Origin of the sequence: Serratia proteamaculans, assembly GCF_004684015.1 — a bacterium.
GTDB classification, from domain to species: Bacteria; Pseudomonadota; Gammaproteobacteria; order Enterobacterales; family Enterobacteriaceae; genus Serratia; species Serratia proteamaculans_F.
This window is the reverse complement of sequence record NZ_SRIA01000004.1, coordinates 101865-118686: the sequence shown is the minus strand read 5'-3', so window position 1 is coordinate 118686 and position 16822 is coordinate 101865. Positions and strand designations below refer to the sequence as shown.

General features: G+C 53.6%; 16 protein-coding genes. 7 read left to right on the top strand and 9 right to left on the bottom strand.

Translation table 11 applies throughout. The annotated features are described in order from the left end of the window. Positions 1–32 precede the first annotated feature (32 nt). Entirely contained in the window at positions 33–290 is a 258-nt protein-coding gene (gene rpmA / locus E5C26_RS02100) for a 50S ribosomal protein L27 (RefSeq protein ID WP_004933559.1), read from the bottom strand. A gap of 17 nt (positions 291–307) precedes the next feature. After that, entirely contained in the window at positions 308–619 is a 312-nt protein-coding gene (rplU, locus tag E5C26_RS02095; protein ID WP_012004933.1) for a 50S ribosomal protein L21, read from the bottom strand. Between the two features lie 269 nt (positions 620–888). Here rplU and ispB point away from each other — a divergent pair, with 269 nt between their 5' ends. Next, positions 889–1860, top strand: coding sequence for an octaprenyl diphosphate synthase (gene ispB, locus E5C26_RS02090; protein ID WP_135314853.1), 972 nt, complete (start codon positions 889–891; stop codon positions 1858–1860). Between the two features lie 49 nt (positions 1861–1909). Here the strand turns inward: ispB and E5C26_RS02085 are convergent, their stop codons facing one another. Continuing rightward, positions 1910–2260 carry a DNA-binding protein gene (locus E5C26_RS02085; RefSeq protein ID WP_135314852.1) on the bottom strand — a complete coding sequence of 117 codons (351 nt, stop codon included), beginning with the start codon at positions 2258–2260 and terminating at the stop codon, positions 1910–1912. A 182-nt stretch (positions 2261–2442) separates the two neighbouring features. Here E5C26_RS02085 and E5C26_RS02080 point away from each other — a divergent pair, with 182 nt between their 5' ends. After that, positions 2443–2703, top strand: coding sequence for a helix-turn-helix domain-containing protein (locus E5C26_RS02080; protein WP_135314851.1), 261 nt, complete (start codon positions 2443–2445; stop codon positions 2701–2703). Between the two features lie 68 nt (positions 2704–2771). Here the strand turns inward: E5C26_RS02080 and mdh are convergent, their stop codons facing one another. Beyond that, entirely contained in the window at positions 2772–3710 is a 939-nt protein-coding gene (gene mdh, locus E5C26_RS02075) for a malate dehydrogenase (protein ID WP_099064489.1), read from the bottom strand. Positions 3711–4178: 468 nt separating this feature from the next. Here mdh and argR point away from each other — a divergent pair, with 468 nt between their 5' ends. From argR to yhcN (E5C26_RS02060), 3 genes are all read left to right on the top strand, one after another. Further along, entirely contained in the window at positions 4179–4649 is a 471-nt protein-coding gene (argR, locus tag E5C26_RS02070) for a transcriptional regulator ArgR (RefSeq protein WP_004952803.1), read from the top strand. Between the two features lie 405 nt (positions 4650–5054). Further along, the gene (gene yhcN, locus E5C26_RS02065) at positions 5055–5318 is read left to right on the top strand and encodes a peroxide/acid stress response protein YhcN (RefSeq protein ID WP_012004928.1); all 264 of its coding nucleotides are present in this window, start codon (positions 5055–5057) and stop codon (positions 5316–5318) included. Positions 5319–5441: 123 nt separating this feature from the next. Continuing rightward, positions 5442–5705, top strand: a complete 264-nt coding sequence (yhcN, locus tag E5C26_RS02060; RefSeq protein WP_135314850.1) for a peroxide/acid stress response protein YhcN — start codon at positions 5442–5444, stop codon at positions 5703–5705. Positions 5706–5897: 192 nt separating this feature from the next. Here yhcN (E5C26_RS02060) and mpl read toward each other — a convergent pair whose 3' ends face one another. Then, positions 5898–7277, bottom strand: coding sequence for a UDP-N-acetylmuramate:L-alanyl-gamma-D-glutamyl-meso-diaminopimelate ligase (gene mpl, locus E5C26_RS02055; RefSeq protein WP_135314849.1), 1380 nt, complete (start codon positions 7275–7277; stop codon positions 5898–5900). 168 nt (positions 7278–7445) lie between these two features. Between mpl and fbp the strand changes: the two genes are divergently transcribed. Further along, positions 7446–8450: a class 1 fructose-bisphosphatase gene (gene fbp, locus E5C26_RS02050; RefSeq protein ID WP_012004925.1), complete on the top strand. Its 1005-nt coding sequence runs from the start codon at positions 7446–7448 to the stop codon at positions 8448–8450. Between the two features lie 36 nt (positions 8451–8486). Here fbp and E5C26_RS02045 read toward each other — a convergent pair whose 3' ends face one another. Further along, positions 8487–10040, bottom strand: a complete 1554-nt coding sequence (locus tag E5C26_RS02045; protein WP_135314848.1) for a methyl-accepting chemotaxis protein — start codon at positions 10038–10040, stop codon at positions 8487–8489. 256 nt (positions 10041–10296) lie between these two features. Here E5C26_RS02045 and ppa point away from each other — a divergent pair, with 256 nt between their 5' ends. Further along, positions 10297–10827: an inorganic diphosphatase gene (gene ppa, locus E5C26_RS02040; protein ID WP_135314847.1), complete on the top strand. Its 531-nt coding sequence runs from the start codon at positions 10297–10299 to the stop codon at positions 10825–10827. Between the two features lie 51 nt (positions 10828–10878). On the opposite strand, the gene E5C26_RS02035 is transcribed toward ppa, so the two are convergent. Genes E5C26_RS02035 through tamA form a run of 3 tightly spaced genes read right to left on the bottom strand, consistent with a single transcriptional unit; the run spans position 10879 to position 16780 of the window. After that, the gene (locus E5C26_RS02035) at positions 10879–11226 is read right to left on the bottom strand and encodes a gamma-glutamylcyclotransferase family protein (protein WP_135314846.1); all 348 of its coding nucleotides are present in this window, start codon (positions 11224–11226) and stop codon (positions 10879–10881) included. A gap of 2 nt (positions 11227–11228) precedes the next feature. Continuing rightward, complete coding sequence (tamB, locus tag E5C26_RS02030; protein ID WP_135314845.1) at positions 11229–15047, bottom strand: autotransporter assembly complex protein TamB; 3819 nt, start codon at positions 15045–15047, stop codon at positions 11229–11231. Beyond that, on the bottom strand, positions 15044–16780 hold the full coding sequence (gene tamA / locus E5C26_RS02025; RefSeq protein ID WP_135314844.1) for an autotransporter assembly complex protein TamA: 1737 nt from the start codon (positions 16778–16780) through the stop codon (positions 15044–15046). The genes tamB and tamA overlap by 4 nt, the downstream gene beginning before the upstream one ends. Positions 16781–16822: the final 42 nt, after the last annotated feature.

Genomic DNA, 16822 nt, shown 5'->3' with positions numbered 1-16822 from the left:
GGGCTTACATCTATTTAGTAAGGCTCGAAAAATTATTCAGCTTCGATGCTGATAAATTTACGATTGCTCGGGCCTTTAACTTCGAATTTGACTTTACCGTCTTTCAAAGCAAACAGAGTGTGGTCTTTGCCGCAACCCACGTTGGTACCAGCGTGGAATTTAGTGCCGCGCTGACGAACGATGATGCTGCCTGCCAGTACTGCTTCGCCGCCAAAGCGTTTTACGCCCAGACGTTTAGCTTCTGAATCGCGACCGTTACGAGTCGAGCCGCCAGCCTTTTTGTGTGCCATTAATCTGCTCCCCTAACTTAAGCGCTGATGCCGGTGATTTTAACGTCAGTGAACCACTGACGGTGGCCCTGCTGCTTACGATGGTGCTTACGACGACGAAACTTAACGATCTTAATTTTCTCGCCACGACCGTGAGCAACGACTTCAGCTTTGATCTTACCGCCATCGACGTAAGGAACGCCGATTTTGATATCTTCGCCATTAGCGATCATCAGAATCTGGTCAAACTCAACTGCTTCACCAGTTGCGATGTCCAGCTTTTCCAAGCGAATGGTTTGACCTTCGCTTACTCGGTGTTGTTTACCACCACTTTGGAAAACCGCGTACATATAAAACTCCGCTTTCCGCGTGCCCAACTGTTTAGTACAGAGCGCGCTATAAATATTCACAATAGGGCGCGAATTCTACGCAATAATCCAGCGTATGACAAGAGCAGAATAAGACCAGAAGCAGAAAAAAGAAGAAAAAAAGCACAGTTTCTTTCATGGCGTTTATCTGAGCCGTTTTTCAAGTACAATCAGGGGGACAGTTACCGCCATGTACCGATGTGAGCAGCGATCTCAACGCGGTGAAGAGAAACACAGCTGAAAAAAATACAATGAACCTAGAGCAAATTACCGAGTTAACCGCGCAAGATATGGCGGCCGTGAACGCAACAATTCTCGAACAGCTGAATTCCGATGTCACGCTCATCAATCAGCTTGGCTATTACATTATCAGTGGTGGCGGTAAACGCATCCGCCCGATGATCGCCGTTCTGGCGGCACGGGCGCTGCATTATCAGGGTGATAAACACATTACCGTTGCCGCGCTGATCGAATTCATTCACACCGCTACCCTACTGCATGATGACGTGGTGGATGAATCAGATATGCGCCGCGGCAAGGCCACCGCCAATGCCGCCTTCGGCAATGCCGCCAGCGTCCTGGTCGGCGACTTCATCTATACGCGTGCTTTCCAGATGATGACCAGTCTGGAATCGCTGCGCGTGCTGGCACTGATGTCTGAGGCGGTCAACGTGATTGCCGAAGGTGAAGTTCTACAGTTAATGAACGTCAACGATCCGGACATTACCGAAGAAAGCTACATGCGGGTGATCTACAGCAAAACCGCACGTCTGTTTGAAGCGGCGGCGCAATCTTCGGCGATCCTGTCAGACGCAAGCGTTGCAGAAGAAAAAGCACTGCAGGATTACGGTCGCTACCTCGGCACCGCTTTCCAGTTGATCGACGATCTGCTCGATTACAGCGCCGACGGCAGTACACTAGGTAAAAATACCGGTGACGATCTCAATGAAGGGAAGCCGACATTGCCATTACTGCACGCCATGCATAACAGCGAAGGCGAGCAGAAAGCCATGATCCGTGGGGCGATTGAACAGGGTAACGGCCGCCATCTGCTGGAACCGGTGTTGCAAGCCATGCAGCAATGCGGCTCGCTGGAATATACCCGTCAACGGGCTGAGGAAGAGGCTGACAAGGCCATTGCCTCGTTGCAGGTTTTGCCGGAATCGCCACATCGCTCCGCACTGGAAGGATTAGCGCACCTGGCGGTCCAACGCGATTTTTAAGAAACTATAAGCATATTATTGTTTCCACAGACCCGCACTGCGGGTCTGATCATTTCTCTGCTGAAATACGCGCCAGCAAACTACCGATCCCTTCTCGCACCAGGAACGCCAATACCTTCTCACGTTCAGTCTCTGTCAGGTGGTAGTAGTACTCAATCCACACGGCCAGCGGATCCTTGCGTTCTACCTGATAGCTCGCAGGTTCTTCTTTTAATGCCAATAAATTACGCGTCCCCGCAGGCAAGCTGCCAATATGGTATTCCAGCGCTTTCCCCTGCACACCTTTACGCCGACGGCTGATCCAGCCTTCGCGACGTGCCATCAAATTTATTCCCTGTGGTGAGGAGGGTAATCCTGCCACGCCTGTCAATTCCTTGGCGGCAAACCACTCTTTTTTCATAGCCATGTTCTCTGGGCAAAGTCGGCAAATATCTTTTTTTGGGAAATTTATGGGATATTTTTTAAGAAATTTAGTGGTATCCTAGTTTCCGTATAAGCGCTTCATGTTGTTCAAACGATTAATCTTGACCTGTTAGTTATACCACTAACAGAACTTTCGCTAATCAAAAAAGGAATGCAAACATGAACTCAAGGAACAAGGACTGGCATCCGGCGGATATCATTGCGGCACTACGTAAGAAGGGAACCACACTGGCGGCGGTTTCGCGCAAAGCGGGGCTTAGCTCGTCAACGCTGGCGAACGCGCTGTCGCGCCCTTGGCCAAAAGGGGAATGGTTAATTGCCGAGGCACTTAATATCCATCCTGCGGAGATCTGGCCAAGCCGTTATTTCGACCCACATACCCATAACCTGCTGGATCGAAAAGCCCGCATCCGCACTTAGCTACGGGCATAAAAAAACCGCCGGTACGCTGTCCGGCGGCCTATGCATACTCATGCACCACTGAATGATCAGTTATTGATAAACTTTTCGCCCAGTTCGATATCTTTGTGCAGAACATCCAGCATATCTTCCAGCGCTTTCTGCTCGAATGCGCTCAGAGTACCGATGTCTTTGCGCTCTTCAACGCCGTTCTTACCCAGCACCAGAGGCTGTGCGAAGAAGCGGGCATATTTGCCATCGCCTTCCACGTATGCACACTCCACCACGCCTTTCTCGCCTTGCAGCGCACGAACCAGAGACAAGCCGAAACGCGCCGCCGCCTGACCCATTGACAGCGTTGCAGACCCGCCGCCGGCTTTGGCTTCTACCACTTCGGTACCCGCATTCTGAATACGCTTGGTCAGATCAGCGACTTCCTGCTCAGTAAAGCTGACGCCAGGGATCTGTGACAACAGCGGCAAGATAGTCACGCCAGAGTGCCCGCCGATAACCGGTACGTTCAACTCTTCCGGCTGTTTGCCTTTTAGCTCGGCCACGAAGGTGTTGGAACGGATGATATCCAGCGAGGTCACGCCAAACAGTTTGTTTTTGTCATACACACCGGCTTTCTTCAGCACTTCTGCTGCGATAGCCACGGTGGTGTTAACCGGGTTGGTAATAATACCGATACAGGCTTTCGGGCAGGTTGTTGCCACTTGCTGGATCAGATTACGCACAATGCCCGCGTTCACGTTGAACAGGTCTGAACGATCCATGCCTGGTTTACGCGCAACACCGGCAGAGATTAGTACCACGTCTGCACCGTGCAGAGCTGGAGTAGCGTCTTCGCCACTGAAGCCTTTGATTTTAACTGCGGTTGGGATGTGGCTTAAGTCGACGGCAACGCCTGGGGTAACCGGGGCAATGTCGTAGAGAGAGAGTTCAGAACCTGAAGGAAGCTGGGTTTTGAGTAGAAGGGCGAGGGCCTGGCCGATACCGCCAGCAGCACCGAGAACTGCAACTTTCATCCTATACTCCTTTATTATCTTTAATATATAAAGCGCCGTGAATATGTTGGGTACGGACCTTAAATTATTACACCTTTAAAAACAATCTCTTAACAGTCCGTTTGAGAGCTGGTGCAATAAAGCGGCCGATATCGAGCGCATATCTTAGATTAAATCGCTTACTCATGAAGGGCATAGCGCACACTAATCAAAAATACTGCGAGGTTATTCACGAGCAAGTTAACCGGCGGTTACATTACACCCTTACATAACATCAGAACAACATCATTTTAATAACATTTTCTTTACCACCACGGACGGATCCTTCGGTCACGGAAAGGGCATATTCATGGGATAGAGATTTTGTTAAAATGCCGCCCTTTCCCCATTGTCCGGCCATTATTATTTTTTTCGGACGCCCTTTTATTGCATAAAAATTCATTTATATGCATAATAATCACTTCTATTGTCAACATTCCACGGTGCAAAATGCGTAATCCCGCAAAGCAGGAAGATCTGATCAAAGCGTTTAAAGCGTTATTGAAAGAAGAAAAATTCAGTTCTCAGGGCGAGATCGTTTTGGCGCTGCAAGAAGAAGGCTTCGAAAACATCAACCAATCCAAAGTATCGCGCATGCTGACCAAGTTCGGCGCGGTGCGGACGCGTAATGCCAAAATGGAAATGGTGTATTGCCTTCCAGCCGAACTCGGCGTGCCAACCACGACCAGCCCGCTGAAGAACCTGGTGCTGGACGTCGATCATAACGATGCCGTAGTGGTGATCCACACCAGCCCTGGCGCCGCGCAGTTAATTGCCCGCCTGCTGGACTCGCTGGGTAAATCAGAAGGCATTCTCGGCACCATCGCCGGTGACGACACTATTTTCGTTACCCCGGCCAGCAGCTTTACCGCTCGTCAGTTATACGAAGCCATTCTGTCGCTGTTCGAACAAGAGTTATGATGTAGTGCGCTAACAAAATGCGGCTAACAGTCGCGTTTTGTTAGCGCGTCTTTAACCCTATCCTTACCTTTCCCTCATTGATTGCCACGTTTAAAACCAGAATCCCGCCGCGCTACAGCACATTTCAATGACATTGCTACGTAACCAGTGATAACCACTGTGATCTTCCGCACTTTTGGTCAAAAGCACTTACCTTATTGAAATTACATAAATTTAACATTGAAAGATCGTTTTATAAGCGGTTTTTATTCCATCTGGTTATTAAAAGTAAGGAACGCCATAATAAAGTTTCACAAGGAACTGTTAGCTAACTATTAATTTTTAGCGTTACTAGATGTATACTCATTTCCGTGACGTAAATCACAGTTCATTGGAACTGATAAAAGAATACGAAAAGGTGAGAACATGAAAATTAAAGCTACCATCGCAACCATGAGCGTTCTATCCATGCTTTCTTTCGGCGCATTTGCAGCACAATCTGTTGATGCAAATCAGGCTGCAAATATGCAGTCTGCAGGCACTATCACCGTCAGCGGTGTTGCCGGTGCACCTTCAGACATCCGTCAGGCACTGTCTGAAAAAGCCGATGCCAAAGGGGCAACCGCTTACCGTGTGATTGAAGCGCGTAACGAAGGCAACTTCCACGCTACCGCAGAAATTTACAAATAAGTACAAGGTGTTACCCGGCAACGGGCAATAGAACTCTGGAACCCAGTACCCCGATAACAGCCTTCAAGTATAAAAACGCTGAAAAAGCCCTTCCAGGCGGTTATCACAACAGGACTTAATATCATGAGCATGAAAACTACCCTCGCCGCACTTGGCCTGCTGTCAGTCGTTTCCTTCGGTGCTTCTGCCGCTGCGTTAATCACTAATGACCAGGCGACCAATCTTCAGTCTGTCGGTACCATTACCGCCAGCGGCATTACCGGCGCACCTTCCGATATTCGTCAGGCCCTGTCTGACAAGGCCGATAAACAAGGTGCTAAAGCCTACCGCGTGATCGAAGCCTACGAAAATGGCAACTGGCACGCGACTGCCGAAATCTACAAATAACAATTCAGAGAGCGTGCTTACCGAACTGATTACCCTCGTCACTGCCACTGCCGAGTTCTGTCGTAAGCATTGATTCTCTGAAGAAATTCGTCGTCCTATCCGACGGACCCCGTTGCCCTCGCTCGCGAGGGCTTTTTTCTGGGCGTAAAAAAGGGCCGCTATCGGCCCTTGGATTGCTGACAAAGCAGAAAATCAATAGGTGGCTTTTGGCTCCGGCTTATTGGCCAAAGCCTCCAGCAGCCGATCGTGAATCCCCCCAAAGCCGCCGTTACTCATCACCAGAATATGGTCGCCCGGCTGGGCCGTTTTCACAATCATGTCCACCAGCGTGTCCAGATCGGCGCTCCAGTGAGCCGGCTGTACGCAGGCCTCCGCCACTTCCGCCACCTGCCAGGGGATATGGTGCGGCTGGAACAGGAAGACTTCATCGGCACGACCCAGCGACGGAGCCAGATCGTTCTTGCTGATGCCCATTTTCATGGTGTTGGAGCGCGGTTCAAGCACCGCCAGAATGCGGGCCGTGCCGCCCACCTTGCTACGCAACGCGGCCAGGGTCGCCAGAATTGCCGTTGGATGATGGGCAAAGTCGTCATATACCGTGACGCCATTGGCTTCACCACGCAGTTCCAGACGACGGCGGGCATTGATAAAGTCACCGAGCGCGCGACAGGCATCCTCAGGCAACACTCCAACATGACGCGTGGCGGCAATGGCCATCAAACCGTTATGCATATTGTGTTCACCAACCAGCGACCACTTAACTTCGCCCACCTGCTCACCATTAAGGAATACCGCATAATGGCTGGCGTCCGGCGTCAGCTTCTGTGCACGCCATGCGCCTTCTTCCCCAACCAGCTCCTGCTCACTCCAGCAGCCCATCGCCATCACCTGTTTCAGGTGGCTGTCGTTATCCGGCAAAATAATTTTGCCCTTGCCGGGTACCAAACGTACCAGATGGTGGAACTGTTTCTGGATCGCTTTCAGATCGTCGAAGATGTCGGCGTGATCAAACTCCAGATTGTTCAGGATCAGCGTACGCGGGCTGTAATGCACAAACTTGGAACGCTTGTCGAAGAACGCGCAGTCATATTCGTCGGCTTCGATGACAAAGAACGGGCTGCCACCCAGGCGGGCAGAAACGTCAAAGTTGCCCGGCACGCCACCGATAACAAAGCCCGGCTGGTAGCCGCAGGCTTCCAGGATCCAGGTTGCCATGCCGGCGGTGGTGGTCTTGCCGTGGGTCCCGGCAACGGCCAGTACCCAGCGATCGCGCAGCACATAATCATGCAGCCACTGTGGGCCGGAAACGTAAGGGATACCCAGTTCCAGTACCGCTTCAACGCATGGATTACCGCGCGTCATGGCGTTACCGATGATCACCAGATCCGGAGCAGGATCCAACTGAGCCGGATCGTAACCCTGGATCAGTTCGATCCCTTCCTTCTCCAACAGCGTGCTCATCGGCGGATAGACATTAGCGTCAGAGCCGGTCACCTCATGCCCTAGCGAACGTGCCAGCACCGCCAGCCCGCCCATAAAGGTGCCACAGATCCCAAGAATGTGAATGCGCATAGTTTTCTCATAGAGTACGTCGAATGTTGGCACATTCTAACGCTCAGAATCGTCCAGAAGAAATGGATTTGCCTATGAATAGCGTTCATCTTTGGGCTACACTGCTCGCGAATACGTTGGCGGTTTGTTAACAAACCGCTACCCATCCGTAGATTCAGGGATTGTGTCATGAAAACGTTAGGCGAATTTATCGTCGAGAAACAACACGACTTCTCTCACGCCACCGGCGAACTGACCGCGTTACTTTCTGCAATTAAACTGGGCGCCAAAATCATCCACCGCGATATCAACAAAGCGGGCCTGGTTGATATTCTCGGCACCAGTGGCGTTTCCAATGTACAGGGCGAAGTTCAGATGAAACTGGACCTGTATGCCAATGAAAAGCTGAAAGCGGCATTGAAAGCACGCGGTGAAGTTGCGGGTATCGCTTCTGAAGAAGAAGATGAAATCGTGATATTCGACGGCGAGCGGGCTGAAAATGCCAAGTATGTGGTGCTGATGGATCCGTTGGACGGTTCGTCCAATATCGATGTCAACGTCTCGGTCGGTACGATTTTCTCTATCTATCGTCGCATTACCCCGGTCGGCATTCCTGTGACCGAAGAAGACTTCCTGCAACCAGGCAGCGCTCAGGTCGCCGCCGGCTACGTAGTTTATGGTTCATCCACCATGCTGGTGTACACCACCGGTTATGGCGTGCATGCCTTTACCTACGATCCTTCTCTGGGCGTGTTCTGCCTTTCCCACGAGAAGGTCCGCTTCCCGGCTACCGGCAATATGTATTCCATCAACGAAGGTAACTACATCAAGTTCCCGCGCGGTGTGAAGAAATACATCAAATATTGTCAGGAACAGGACGAAGCCACTCAACGCCCTTATACCTCACGCTACATCGGTTCGCTGGTTGCCGACTTCCACCGTAACCTGCTCAAAGGTGGCATCTATATTTACCCAAGCACCGCCAGCCACCCGCAAGGCAAGCTGCGCCTGCTGTATGAATGCAACCCGATGGCGTTCCTGGCGGAACAGGCCGGCGGTAAAGCCAGCGACGGTAAAAACCGTATTCTGGACATTACCCCGGTGAAACTGCACCAGCGTGCACCGTTCTTCGTCGGCACCAAATCCATGGTGGAAGACGCCGAGCGCTTTATCGCCGAGAACCCGGACGAATAACAGGTTCTATGTGGGGGGCGCCTGTCGCCCCCTGCATTATAGTTTGAACGCCGCCATACTCTGGGCCAGCAACTGGGCCTGATCCTCCAGCGAGCGCGTTGCCGCCGCCGACTCTTCGACCAGGGCCGCATTTTGCTGTGCCACCTGATCCATCTGCGCCACCGCCAGATTAACCTGTTCAATACCGCTGCTTTGCTCACGCGTAGCCGCAGAAATTTCCCGCATCAACGCCGTCACACGCCCTACCTCACCGGTAATGCCATTCATGGTTTTCGCCGCAGATTCTGCCATCTGCTCGCCTTCCTGCACCCGGTTCTGCGACGCTTCGATCAACCCTTTGATCTCCTTGGCCGACTGAGCGCTACGCTGAGCCAGGCTGCGTACCTCACCCGCCACCACGGCAAAACCACGCCCTTGTTCACCCGCGCGTGCCGCCTCTACCGCCGCATTCAGCGCCAGGATATTGGTCTGGAAGGAAATACCGTCCATCACGCTGATAATATCGGCGATACGCCGCGAGCTATCGGTAATGGCCTGCATCTTGTCCATCACCTGGCTAACCACCTCACTGCCCTGATTGGCAATATCAGAGACGCTAAGCGCCAGCTGATTGGCCTGCTCGCAATTCTCGGCGTTCATTTTCACCGTCGAGGTCAGTTGCTCCATGCTGGCAGCGGTTTCTTCCAGCGAGGCGGCCGACTCTTCGGTGCGCTGCGCCAGATGCAGGTTGCCGGCAGCCAACTCGCGTGAACCGGTGTCAATCTGGCTGCTGGCATCACGCACCTTGCTGACCGAACTGACCAGCGCCTGCTGCATCCGCTGCATCGCACGGATCAGACGACCCATTTCGGTTTCCCCTTCACCGGTAATGTCATGCGTCAGGTCACCACTGGCAATATGTTCCAACTGGGCGATGGACTCATCGAGCGGACGCAGAATAATGATCCGCAGCGCGAACCAGGCCAATACCGCCAGCAACACGCTGAGCAATCCGGCGATCAGGATCAGGGTAATCTTGGTGCTGGCATTGCTTTCCGCTTCATGCACCCGCTGCTGACCAATCTTCATGGCAAAGCTGCGGAAGTCGCTGAGGTCTTTTTCGAAAGCGATGCTCAGGGCAGAAATTTTGGTTTCCTGGATGTCGTAATAGTCATCAACTTTGCCGGCCTTGATGGCGTCGGCCATCGGTCTGACGCCTTGTTCCAGATAGGCGCGGTAACTGTTTTGCAGGCGAGTGGACAGTTCGCGCCCACGTTCGGTCACGGTGCCGACGCTGACAAAGCGCGCCATTTCCTGTTTGGACTGTGCAAGATAGTCATAAATTCGGCCTACGGTGGCGTCCGACACCTCAATCTGGCCGATTTCACGCTGGCGCACCGCCAAGGAGGCGGCGGTTCTGGCGCGTAGTGTCAGGTTGGAACTGCTGGCCAGGGAGCCCAGTTCTTCCCCCAGGATCTGGTTCAGAGTGTGCAACGAGCGCGATCCTTCATTAATCGCGTTGATGCCGATCGTACTGACCATAATCAACAACAGCGTCATCAGGCTCAGCAGGGCAATCAGCCCGGCCTTGACCGTAATCTTTTTTAACATGAGTTCTTCCCGGCTTCAGAAATAGTGAGTTCTAACGTAGAGGAGGTAAAACGCAGAGCCAGACTTCGCCGACTCATTATTATTTGATGAAGTTATCGGCAACCGTGAGGAAAACTTAACGTCGCTGGAGGATTAATCTGGAAATTCAGTGGATGACGGTCTGCCGGGGCCTGGGTGATGAAAAGGGCAGGAAATCGCAAAAGAGTCCGCTATAATAGCCGCCACTCCATTTCTGGTTTGATTAAAGGAAACCGACATGAGCTTGATTAACGTCCCAGCTGGCAAAGACCTGCCAGAAGATATCTACGTAGTTATCGAAATCCCGGCCAATGCCGATCCGATCAAATATGAAATCGACAAGGACACCGGCGCGCTGTTTGTTGACCGTTTCATGTCCACCGCGATGTTCTACCCATGCAACTACGGTTACATCAACCACACCCTGTCTCTGGACGGTGATCCGGTTGACGTGCTGGTCCCAACGCCATACCCGCTGCAGCCTGGCTCAGTGATCCGCTGCCGTCCGGTAGGCGTCCTGAAGATGACCGACGAAGCCGGTGAAGATGCGAAACTGGTTGCCGTTCCGCACAGCAAACTGAGCAAAGAGTACGATCACATCAAAGATGTGAACGACCTGCCAGAACTGCTGAAAGCACAGATCTCTCATTTCTTCGAGCACTACAAAGATCTGGAGAAAGGCAAATGGGTGAAAGTGGAAGGCTGGGCAGACGCTGCTGCTGCCAAAGCTGAAATCATTGCCTCTTTCGAACGTGCTGCCAAGAAGTAATTCTTAGCCGCCGTGCGAAAAAAAACACCGCTCAGTGAGCGGTGTTTTTTTTTACTTTTCGTCGAGACGCCTCAGCCAGTCACCGCTGTTAATCCGCGGGAAACCGTCCACGCTGTGTTTATACAGGTAGATCCACGCACTTCCATAAGGCGTCTGAATCAGCTCGCGCTTATAGTCCTTGGTGTTGCTTTTCAGTTCGTCCAGCTCAGCCAAAATCGATGAGTTGATGCGGTACACCTCACAATGTACCGTGCCCTCTCCAGGGATCGCCGCCGGGTAATGGCCCAGATTATAAATCTGATAGCCTTCGAGCTCATGCTCGCCTAACCATTGGGCGTTAGTCATCCAATGGCTGTTTCCCTGTTTGCGTCGTAAACTGCCGTAGACAATTATTCGCATCGCTAAAACTCAAACTGATAGAGCAAATCTAATGCCTGGTCGAGACCAGACACCGCTTCAAGATACAATTTAGGCATCAGGCGGTAACGCAACGTCAGTGTGGCCAATGAGTCGAAAATGCCCACCCCATATTTTACTTGTAAGCCTGGGAGAACATAACCGCTAACGACAACCTGGGAACTGTCGCCAACCCCCTGAGTATCCAGGGCCAAATTGCTTACGCCAAATGCCTCGCCGATTTTACCCACAAGTTGACCACTTTGTGCAACCCCCATCCCAATTAACATTGAGGTCATTGCGTTGCCATCAGCACCGGAACTGCCCAATCCCTGGCCGCGCAGCAGATAAGACAGCGCTTCCTGCTGAGATTTGGCCGGATCCGAGAACACTTCCAGCTTCGGTGCATCCGCCAACCCGGTGACACGAACCCCAGCGGTAACGTCATCTTCGGTCGAGTCCGGATTACGGATCGCCTCAAGATTCAGCAACGGTTGGTCCGGCGGCCCCGAGAACATCAACTGGCCCTTGCGGACAATCAAATCCTGACCATAAGCATGGAAGCGGCCGGAAGGGATGTCAATCTGACCGTTCAGCCCCAGGCCATTCTTATCCTGCACCACTTTCAGATCGCCCTTCAACCGCGCTTTCAGGCCAAAGGCATCCAGCCGTACATCGTTGCCCACGTGGATCATCAGGTTGCTGTTGATCGGGATCCCTGCAGTTTTCGGCTTTATCGGTTTAAGTTGATCATCCAGCATTACCTCGTCGGAAGAGACGCCAACCGCGCTTTCCGGCAGCTCTTGTACCGTAATACGTGCCCACGGAATGTCTACCGAACCATTGAGTGAGAACAACTGCGGTGTGGCTTCAAATACCAGATCCGGTGAAACATCGATGCGGATCATCGGCGGCACCGTCACCCGCAATTTATCGCCCTTGGCGGCAATGCGTGCGCGCCAGGCGTTGATATCACGCCAATCCGCATCACCGGACAGATTAAGCTGACCATGAGTGGTGCTGACAAGTCCTTCCAGCGTTGAGGTCATGCCGTCGAAGTTCATCGCCAGCCGACCTTCGGTCATGTCGAACGGCATCCAGTGCCCGTCAATATCGACCTTGTCCAACGCCATGCGGCCATACACCAAAGGTTTCTGCGCGCTACCGCCCAGACGCAGGTTGGCGTTCAGCATACCCGCCGCTTTTTCCCCCTGCATCAGCGCCGGGTTAATCATCGCCAGTGAAATATTGGTGATGTTGACGTTACCGCTGATATTACGGCGTACCTGCGGATCGGCAACCTGTACGTTACCGTCAAACTGACCATTATTGGTCAGCTTGATCAACCAGTCGGCCTGCGCACGGCCATGGGTCAGCCCGGCGTTGAAATTCAGCTTGTCAAAGGCGATCGGCAGCGCATTCCCCTGCACCTGCTGCACCACCTTCACCCCGTTGCCCACCAGCGAGACTTTCGCCTCCGGCAGCGCACCGCCCGGTTTCCAACTGACGTCCGCCCGCCCGGTGAACACGCCGCTCAGCGCCGTCTCCGGGCCGAGGAAAGGCTTGATCATCGCCAGATCAAAGCGGTTCAGCACCACGCTGGCCTGGCCGCTCTGCCCGGCTTCGATGGTTTTCGGCACGCAGAGTTCGGCATTCGGGTTCTGCCAACAGTGCGGCCCGATACTGATTTTCTGTGCGGTATTCAGATAATCGAGCGCGATGGCACGACTTAACCGCCATTCCCCCACCGGCGTATCAAAGCGAGTATTGTTCAGGTTGCCGCGCCAGCGTTGCTGTTGACGATCAAAACTGCCCTGTAGCGCCAACTGACCGGAAACCGGTTTGCCGTCAATTTTCAGTTGCAGCTGATGCTGTTTCTCACTGCCTTTGGCATCCAGTGTCAGCAGGTTGATGTCCAATGCATCTTGCTTCAGCTGTTCGACGCGTACCGCTAACTGCCCCTGGATCTGGTCGCTGGAACGCACGTCGCCGTCAATTTTCACCCGGTTGATATGCAGCGCCTGCCACTGCAGGCCAGATGCCGTCAGGTCTGCCAGTAACTGAGGCGCCTGCAGGTTGCCGCGTAGTTTAAGCAGGCCTTTCGCCGTACCGCCCAGTCCAGGCAAAGCACCGTCGAGGCGCGGTGCGTCGATATTTGCATCCAGATTCCAACTCTTCTCGTCCAGTTGGCCTTTGACGTTCAGCTGGTTGCGTCCCAGAGTCAGATCGATACCCGGAATTTTCCACTGCCCGGCCGCGTTGCCGCTGAGCGTACCGCGCGCGGTGACCTTGTTTTGCTTCACGTTGCCGTCAAGCTGCAGCACCGGCACCTGTAATTGCCAACTGCCACCGTGCAAACTGCCGCGAGTGGTGATCTTGCCGTCCAGCTTCGCCGGCCATTCCGGCCACTGTTTGGCGGTATTGATCCCGCTCAGCGTCAACTGTGAATTCCAGCTGATGGCCTTGCTCCAGTCCACCAGCGCAGTCAGGTCGGTATTACCCTGCAAGGCCGCCAAACGCAGGCGATCCAGTTTGAACTGTTCAACATTGCCTTTGCCGTCCAGCGTCAGCACCGCCGGTGGCAAGTCCTTGCCTTTGATATTGGCGCGGGTCGACAACGCATAGTCGGTTGCCTTGCCATTGAAGCGCAGGCGGAAATCGTTGATCTGGTACTGCGATTCACCACTTAGCGGCCATTTCAGCTGTTTGCTTTGTAGCGTCAACGCCAGCGGTAAACCGACTTCGGCCAGTTGGGTTTGCAGGTCAAGCTGCGCGCCGACCGGACCGGACAGGTTGAGCGCTACCTTGAGTTCTTCACGCAGGCCGCCACCAATGTTCAGCTTAACCTTTTCGCCTTTCAATGGATCGATGTTCAACGTGCTGTTGGCCACCATTTCCACCGGCCAATTGCCGGTCAGCGTAGCTTGCCCCTGAGCCGACAGCGTACCCTGCGGAGATTTCACATCGAAATTGTCCAACTGGATATGCTGATCCAGAGTGCTGGCCTGCAACAGCAGGCTGGTGATCAGCACGTCGGTGTCGCCGGTCAACCGCAGCTGTTCACCGCTGATCTCCTTGACGGTGATATCCAGCGGCAGGCTAATGTCCGGCAGATCCGGCAGCAACGGCTTGGCAAACAGTTCTTTCAGGGTTTCTCCCAGCGGCTTCTCTTCCGGCTGAGGAGCTGGCTTCGCGGTCTGATTGGCTTTTTCCTCGACCTTTTTCGCCACCTCAACCACCGGTTGCACCGCCTCCGGCAATGGGTTCTGCGGCGTTTTAGGCAGGGCAATCAACAAGCCACTGATTTTGGTTGGCAGCAGGGTCAGAGCACGTTCCTGCCACTGTGCGCCAGTCCGGAACTCGCCAAGAGAAATGGCCGTATCGTCGACGCTGACCTTAACGTTGTTCAGCGCCAGCATGCGCAAAGTGATGGGGTACGGCGTGCTCAGGTTGGTAGTGGGCTCGCTGGTTTCTGCCACCGGCGCGGATGGCGCCATTTCTTTGGTTTTCACCACTACATCCACGTCCTGCGCAGTCAGGGCGTTAACGCACAGCGAGCTGTTTTTAAAACAGGCCAGATCGAGCGACAGATGGAACTGTCCGGCATTTACCGTCACGCCCGGCATCTGGTATTTCACGCCTTTCAGCGTCAGGTCACGCCAGCCGCCAGTGACGCTGGCAATATCCAGCCCCGGCACCCAGCGTGCCGCACTGTTGATAACCAAATGCAGACCACTGGTGGTCCCGAGCAGGTATGCCACGCCGCCAATCAGCAACAGCAGGACAATCAGGAAACCCAGGCAAATCTTTTTTATCAGGCTCATAGTTCAGGCCCCAAGCCAATATAGAACTGCACCCCGTGGGTGTCTTTATCCCCAACCGGGGCGGCGATATCGAGCTTCACCGGGCCAACCGGTGACTGCCAGCGCACGCCGAAGCCGGCGCCGGTCTTAAAGTCGCTCTGCTTGATATCGTTCACCGCTTCGCCTGAATCGACAAACACCGCGCCCCACCATTTACCGGTCACGTTGTATTGATACTCCAGCGAGCCGGTCAGCATTTTGGAAGCACCGGTCAGCTTACCGTCGTCGTCGCGGGGTGAAATGCCCTTGTACTTGTAGCCACGGATACTGCGATCGCCACCGGCGAAGAATCGCAGGTCTGGCGGCACTCTTTCAAAGTCGTTGGTTTCAATCCAGCCCACCTGCCCACGCGCGACAAAACGGTGCTTGTCGGCCAGGGTGCGGATCCAAACGTTCTGCGCCTGCATCAGCGCAAAGTCCACGTCAGATCCCCAGGTGCTGTCAGACACATCAATAGAATAGCGTTGGCTGTCACCCCAGGTGGGCATCAGGCCACCGCGTGAACGGGTGCGGTTAACGCTAACGCCGGGATACAACAGCATGGTGGTGTTGGTGACGTTACCCTGAGTAAAGTGGTCAAGACGCCAGGTCAGGTTGAGTGCCCGCTGCCAGCCGCTGGAGAGATCCCAGTTGCGGGAAACCACGGCTTTTGAGGTAACAGACTTGGTGTCGTTGAGATCGACGTTCTTGAAACCGCCCTGCAGCAGGTAGTACTGCTCCAGTGGATTCTTCAATAACGGGATTTTATAGGTCAAATCGAGCTGCTGTTCCGGGGCCGAAACGCTGGCGCTGGTTTCCAGGCTGTGACCTCGGTCGTTAAGCCAGGGCTTTTTCCAGGTGCCTTTGATTCTGGGACCGACGTCGGTGGAATAACCGACCCCGGTTTCGATGGTGTTACGCGTGCGCGGCGAGACCAACGCATCTAACGGCAAAATCTTGTTCTCTTTGGCATCTTGGAAATCAGGGGATACCACCACCGAGTTAAACCAGTTAGTGGCGGACAAACGGCGGTTCAGCTCGGCCAGGTCTTCCGAACTGTAATAATCCCCCTGATGAAAGGGCACCAGATTTTGCAGATAGTCTTCACGAATTTGCGAGCCGGTGAATTTCACCTGGCCGAAGCGGTAACGCTGCCCACTGTTGAAATCGATATCCCAATAGGCCTTATGCAGATCTTCGGCCACGCCGAGCTGGCTTTTGGTCATATCGGCATCGAAATAGCCTTTACGCAGCGCCAGGCCGGTCAGCGAACCTTTAAAACTGTCGTATTTACCGTGATTGAGGATCTCGCCTATCGTCGGCTTGCCTTTTTTGACTAACGACAGATAGTCCTCATCGGTTTTCGCACCGCCTTCCAGCAGGATATTGGCACCGGCAATTCGTACCGGTTCGCCGGGGTTAACCTTGGCATGCAACACCGGGCGAGCCAGCCCTGGCCTGTCATCTAGCGTAAAGTCGATGGTCGGCTGATAATAGCCGAGTGCTCGCAGCCCCTGGCGGACCGCTTCATCTACACGTGCGCGAAAACGGCCATCCGTACTGACCTCTTCCGGCGTGATGGACGACAAACGCACCCGGACGTTCTTTTCCAGTTCCCCACTAAGTCCTTCAACCTGCAGCCGCACATTCGCCGAATAGGCGGCAGGCGTGGCGAGCAGCGCGCACAAAAAGCACAGGGCACGGTATCGTGGCACGTGTTCTCCTTAATTTATTTTACTTTCCTGTAATAACACTCG

What these genes read in the sequence shown, in the direction of transcription:
- ppa (WP_135314847.1), top strand. Translation starts at nt 10,297, where the DNA reads ATGAGCTTGATTAACGTCCCAGCTGGCAAAGACCTGCCAGAAGATATC.
- mpl (WP_135314849.1), bottom strand. Translation starts at nt 7,277, where the DNA reads ATGCGCATTCACATTCTTGGGATCTGTGGCACCTTTATGGGCGGGCTG.
- E5C26_RS02085 (WP_135314852.1), bottom strand. Translation starts at nt 2,260, where the DNA reads ATGAAAAAAGAGTGGTTTGCCGCCAAGGAATTGACAGGCGTGGCAGGA.
- mdh (WP_099064489.1), bottom strand. Translation starts at nt 3,710, where the DNA reads ATGAAAGTTGCAGTTCTCGGTGCTGCTGGCGGTATCGGCCAGGCCCTC.
- rplU (WP_012004933.1), bottom strand. Translation starts at nt 619, where the DNA reads ATGTACGCGGTTTTCCAAAGTGGTGGTAAACAACACCGAGTAAGCGAA.
- E5C26_RS02045 (WP_135314848.1), bottom strand. Translation starts at nt 10,040, where the DNA reads ATGTTAAAAAAGATTACGGTCAAGGCCGGGCTGATTGCCCTGCTGAGC.
- E5C26_RS02035 (WP_135314846.1), bottom strand. Translation starts at nt 11,226, where the DNA reads ATGCGAATAATTGTCTACGGCAGTTTACGACGCAAACAGGGAAACAGC.
- tamB (WP_135314845.1), bottom strand. Translation starts at nt 15,047, where the DNA reads ATGAGCCTGATAAAAAAGATTTGCCTGGGTTTCCTGATTGTCCTGCTG.
- E5C26_RS02080 (WP_135314851.1), top strand. Translation starts at nt 2,443, where the DNA reads ATGAACTCAAGGAACAAGGACTGGCATCCGGCGGATATCATTGCGGCA.
- argR (WP_004952803.1), top strand. Translation starts at nt 4,179, where the DNA reads ATGCGTAATCCCGCAAAGCAGGAAGATCTGATCAAAGCGTTTAAAGCG.
- yhcN (WP_135314850.1), top strand. Translation starts at nt 5,442, where the DNA reads ATGAGCATGAAAACTACCCTCGCCGCACTTGGCCTGCTGTCAGTCGTT.
- fbp (WP_012004925.1), top strand. Translation starts at nt 7,446, where the DNA reads ATGAAAACGTTAGGCGAATTTATCGTCGAGAAACAACACGACTTCTCT.
- rpmA (WP_004933559.1), bottom strand. Translation starts at nt 290, where the DNA reads ATGGCACACAAAAAGGCTGGCGGCTCGACTCGTAACGGTCGCGATTCA.
- yhcN (WP_012004928.1), top strand. Translation starts at nt 5,055, where the DNA reads ATGAAAATTAAAGCTACCATCGCAACCATGAGCGTTCTATCCATGCTT.
- ispB (WP_135314853.1), top strand. Translation starts at nt 889, where the DNA reads ATGAACCTAGAGCAAATTACCGAGTTAACCGCGCAAGATATGGCGGCC.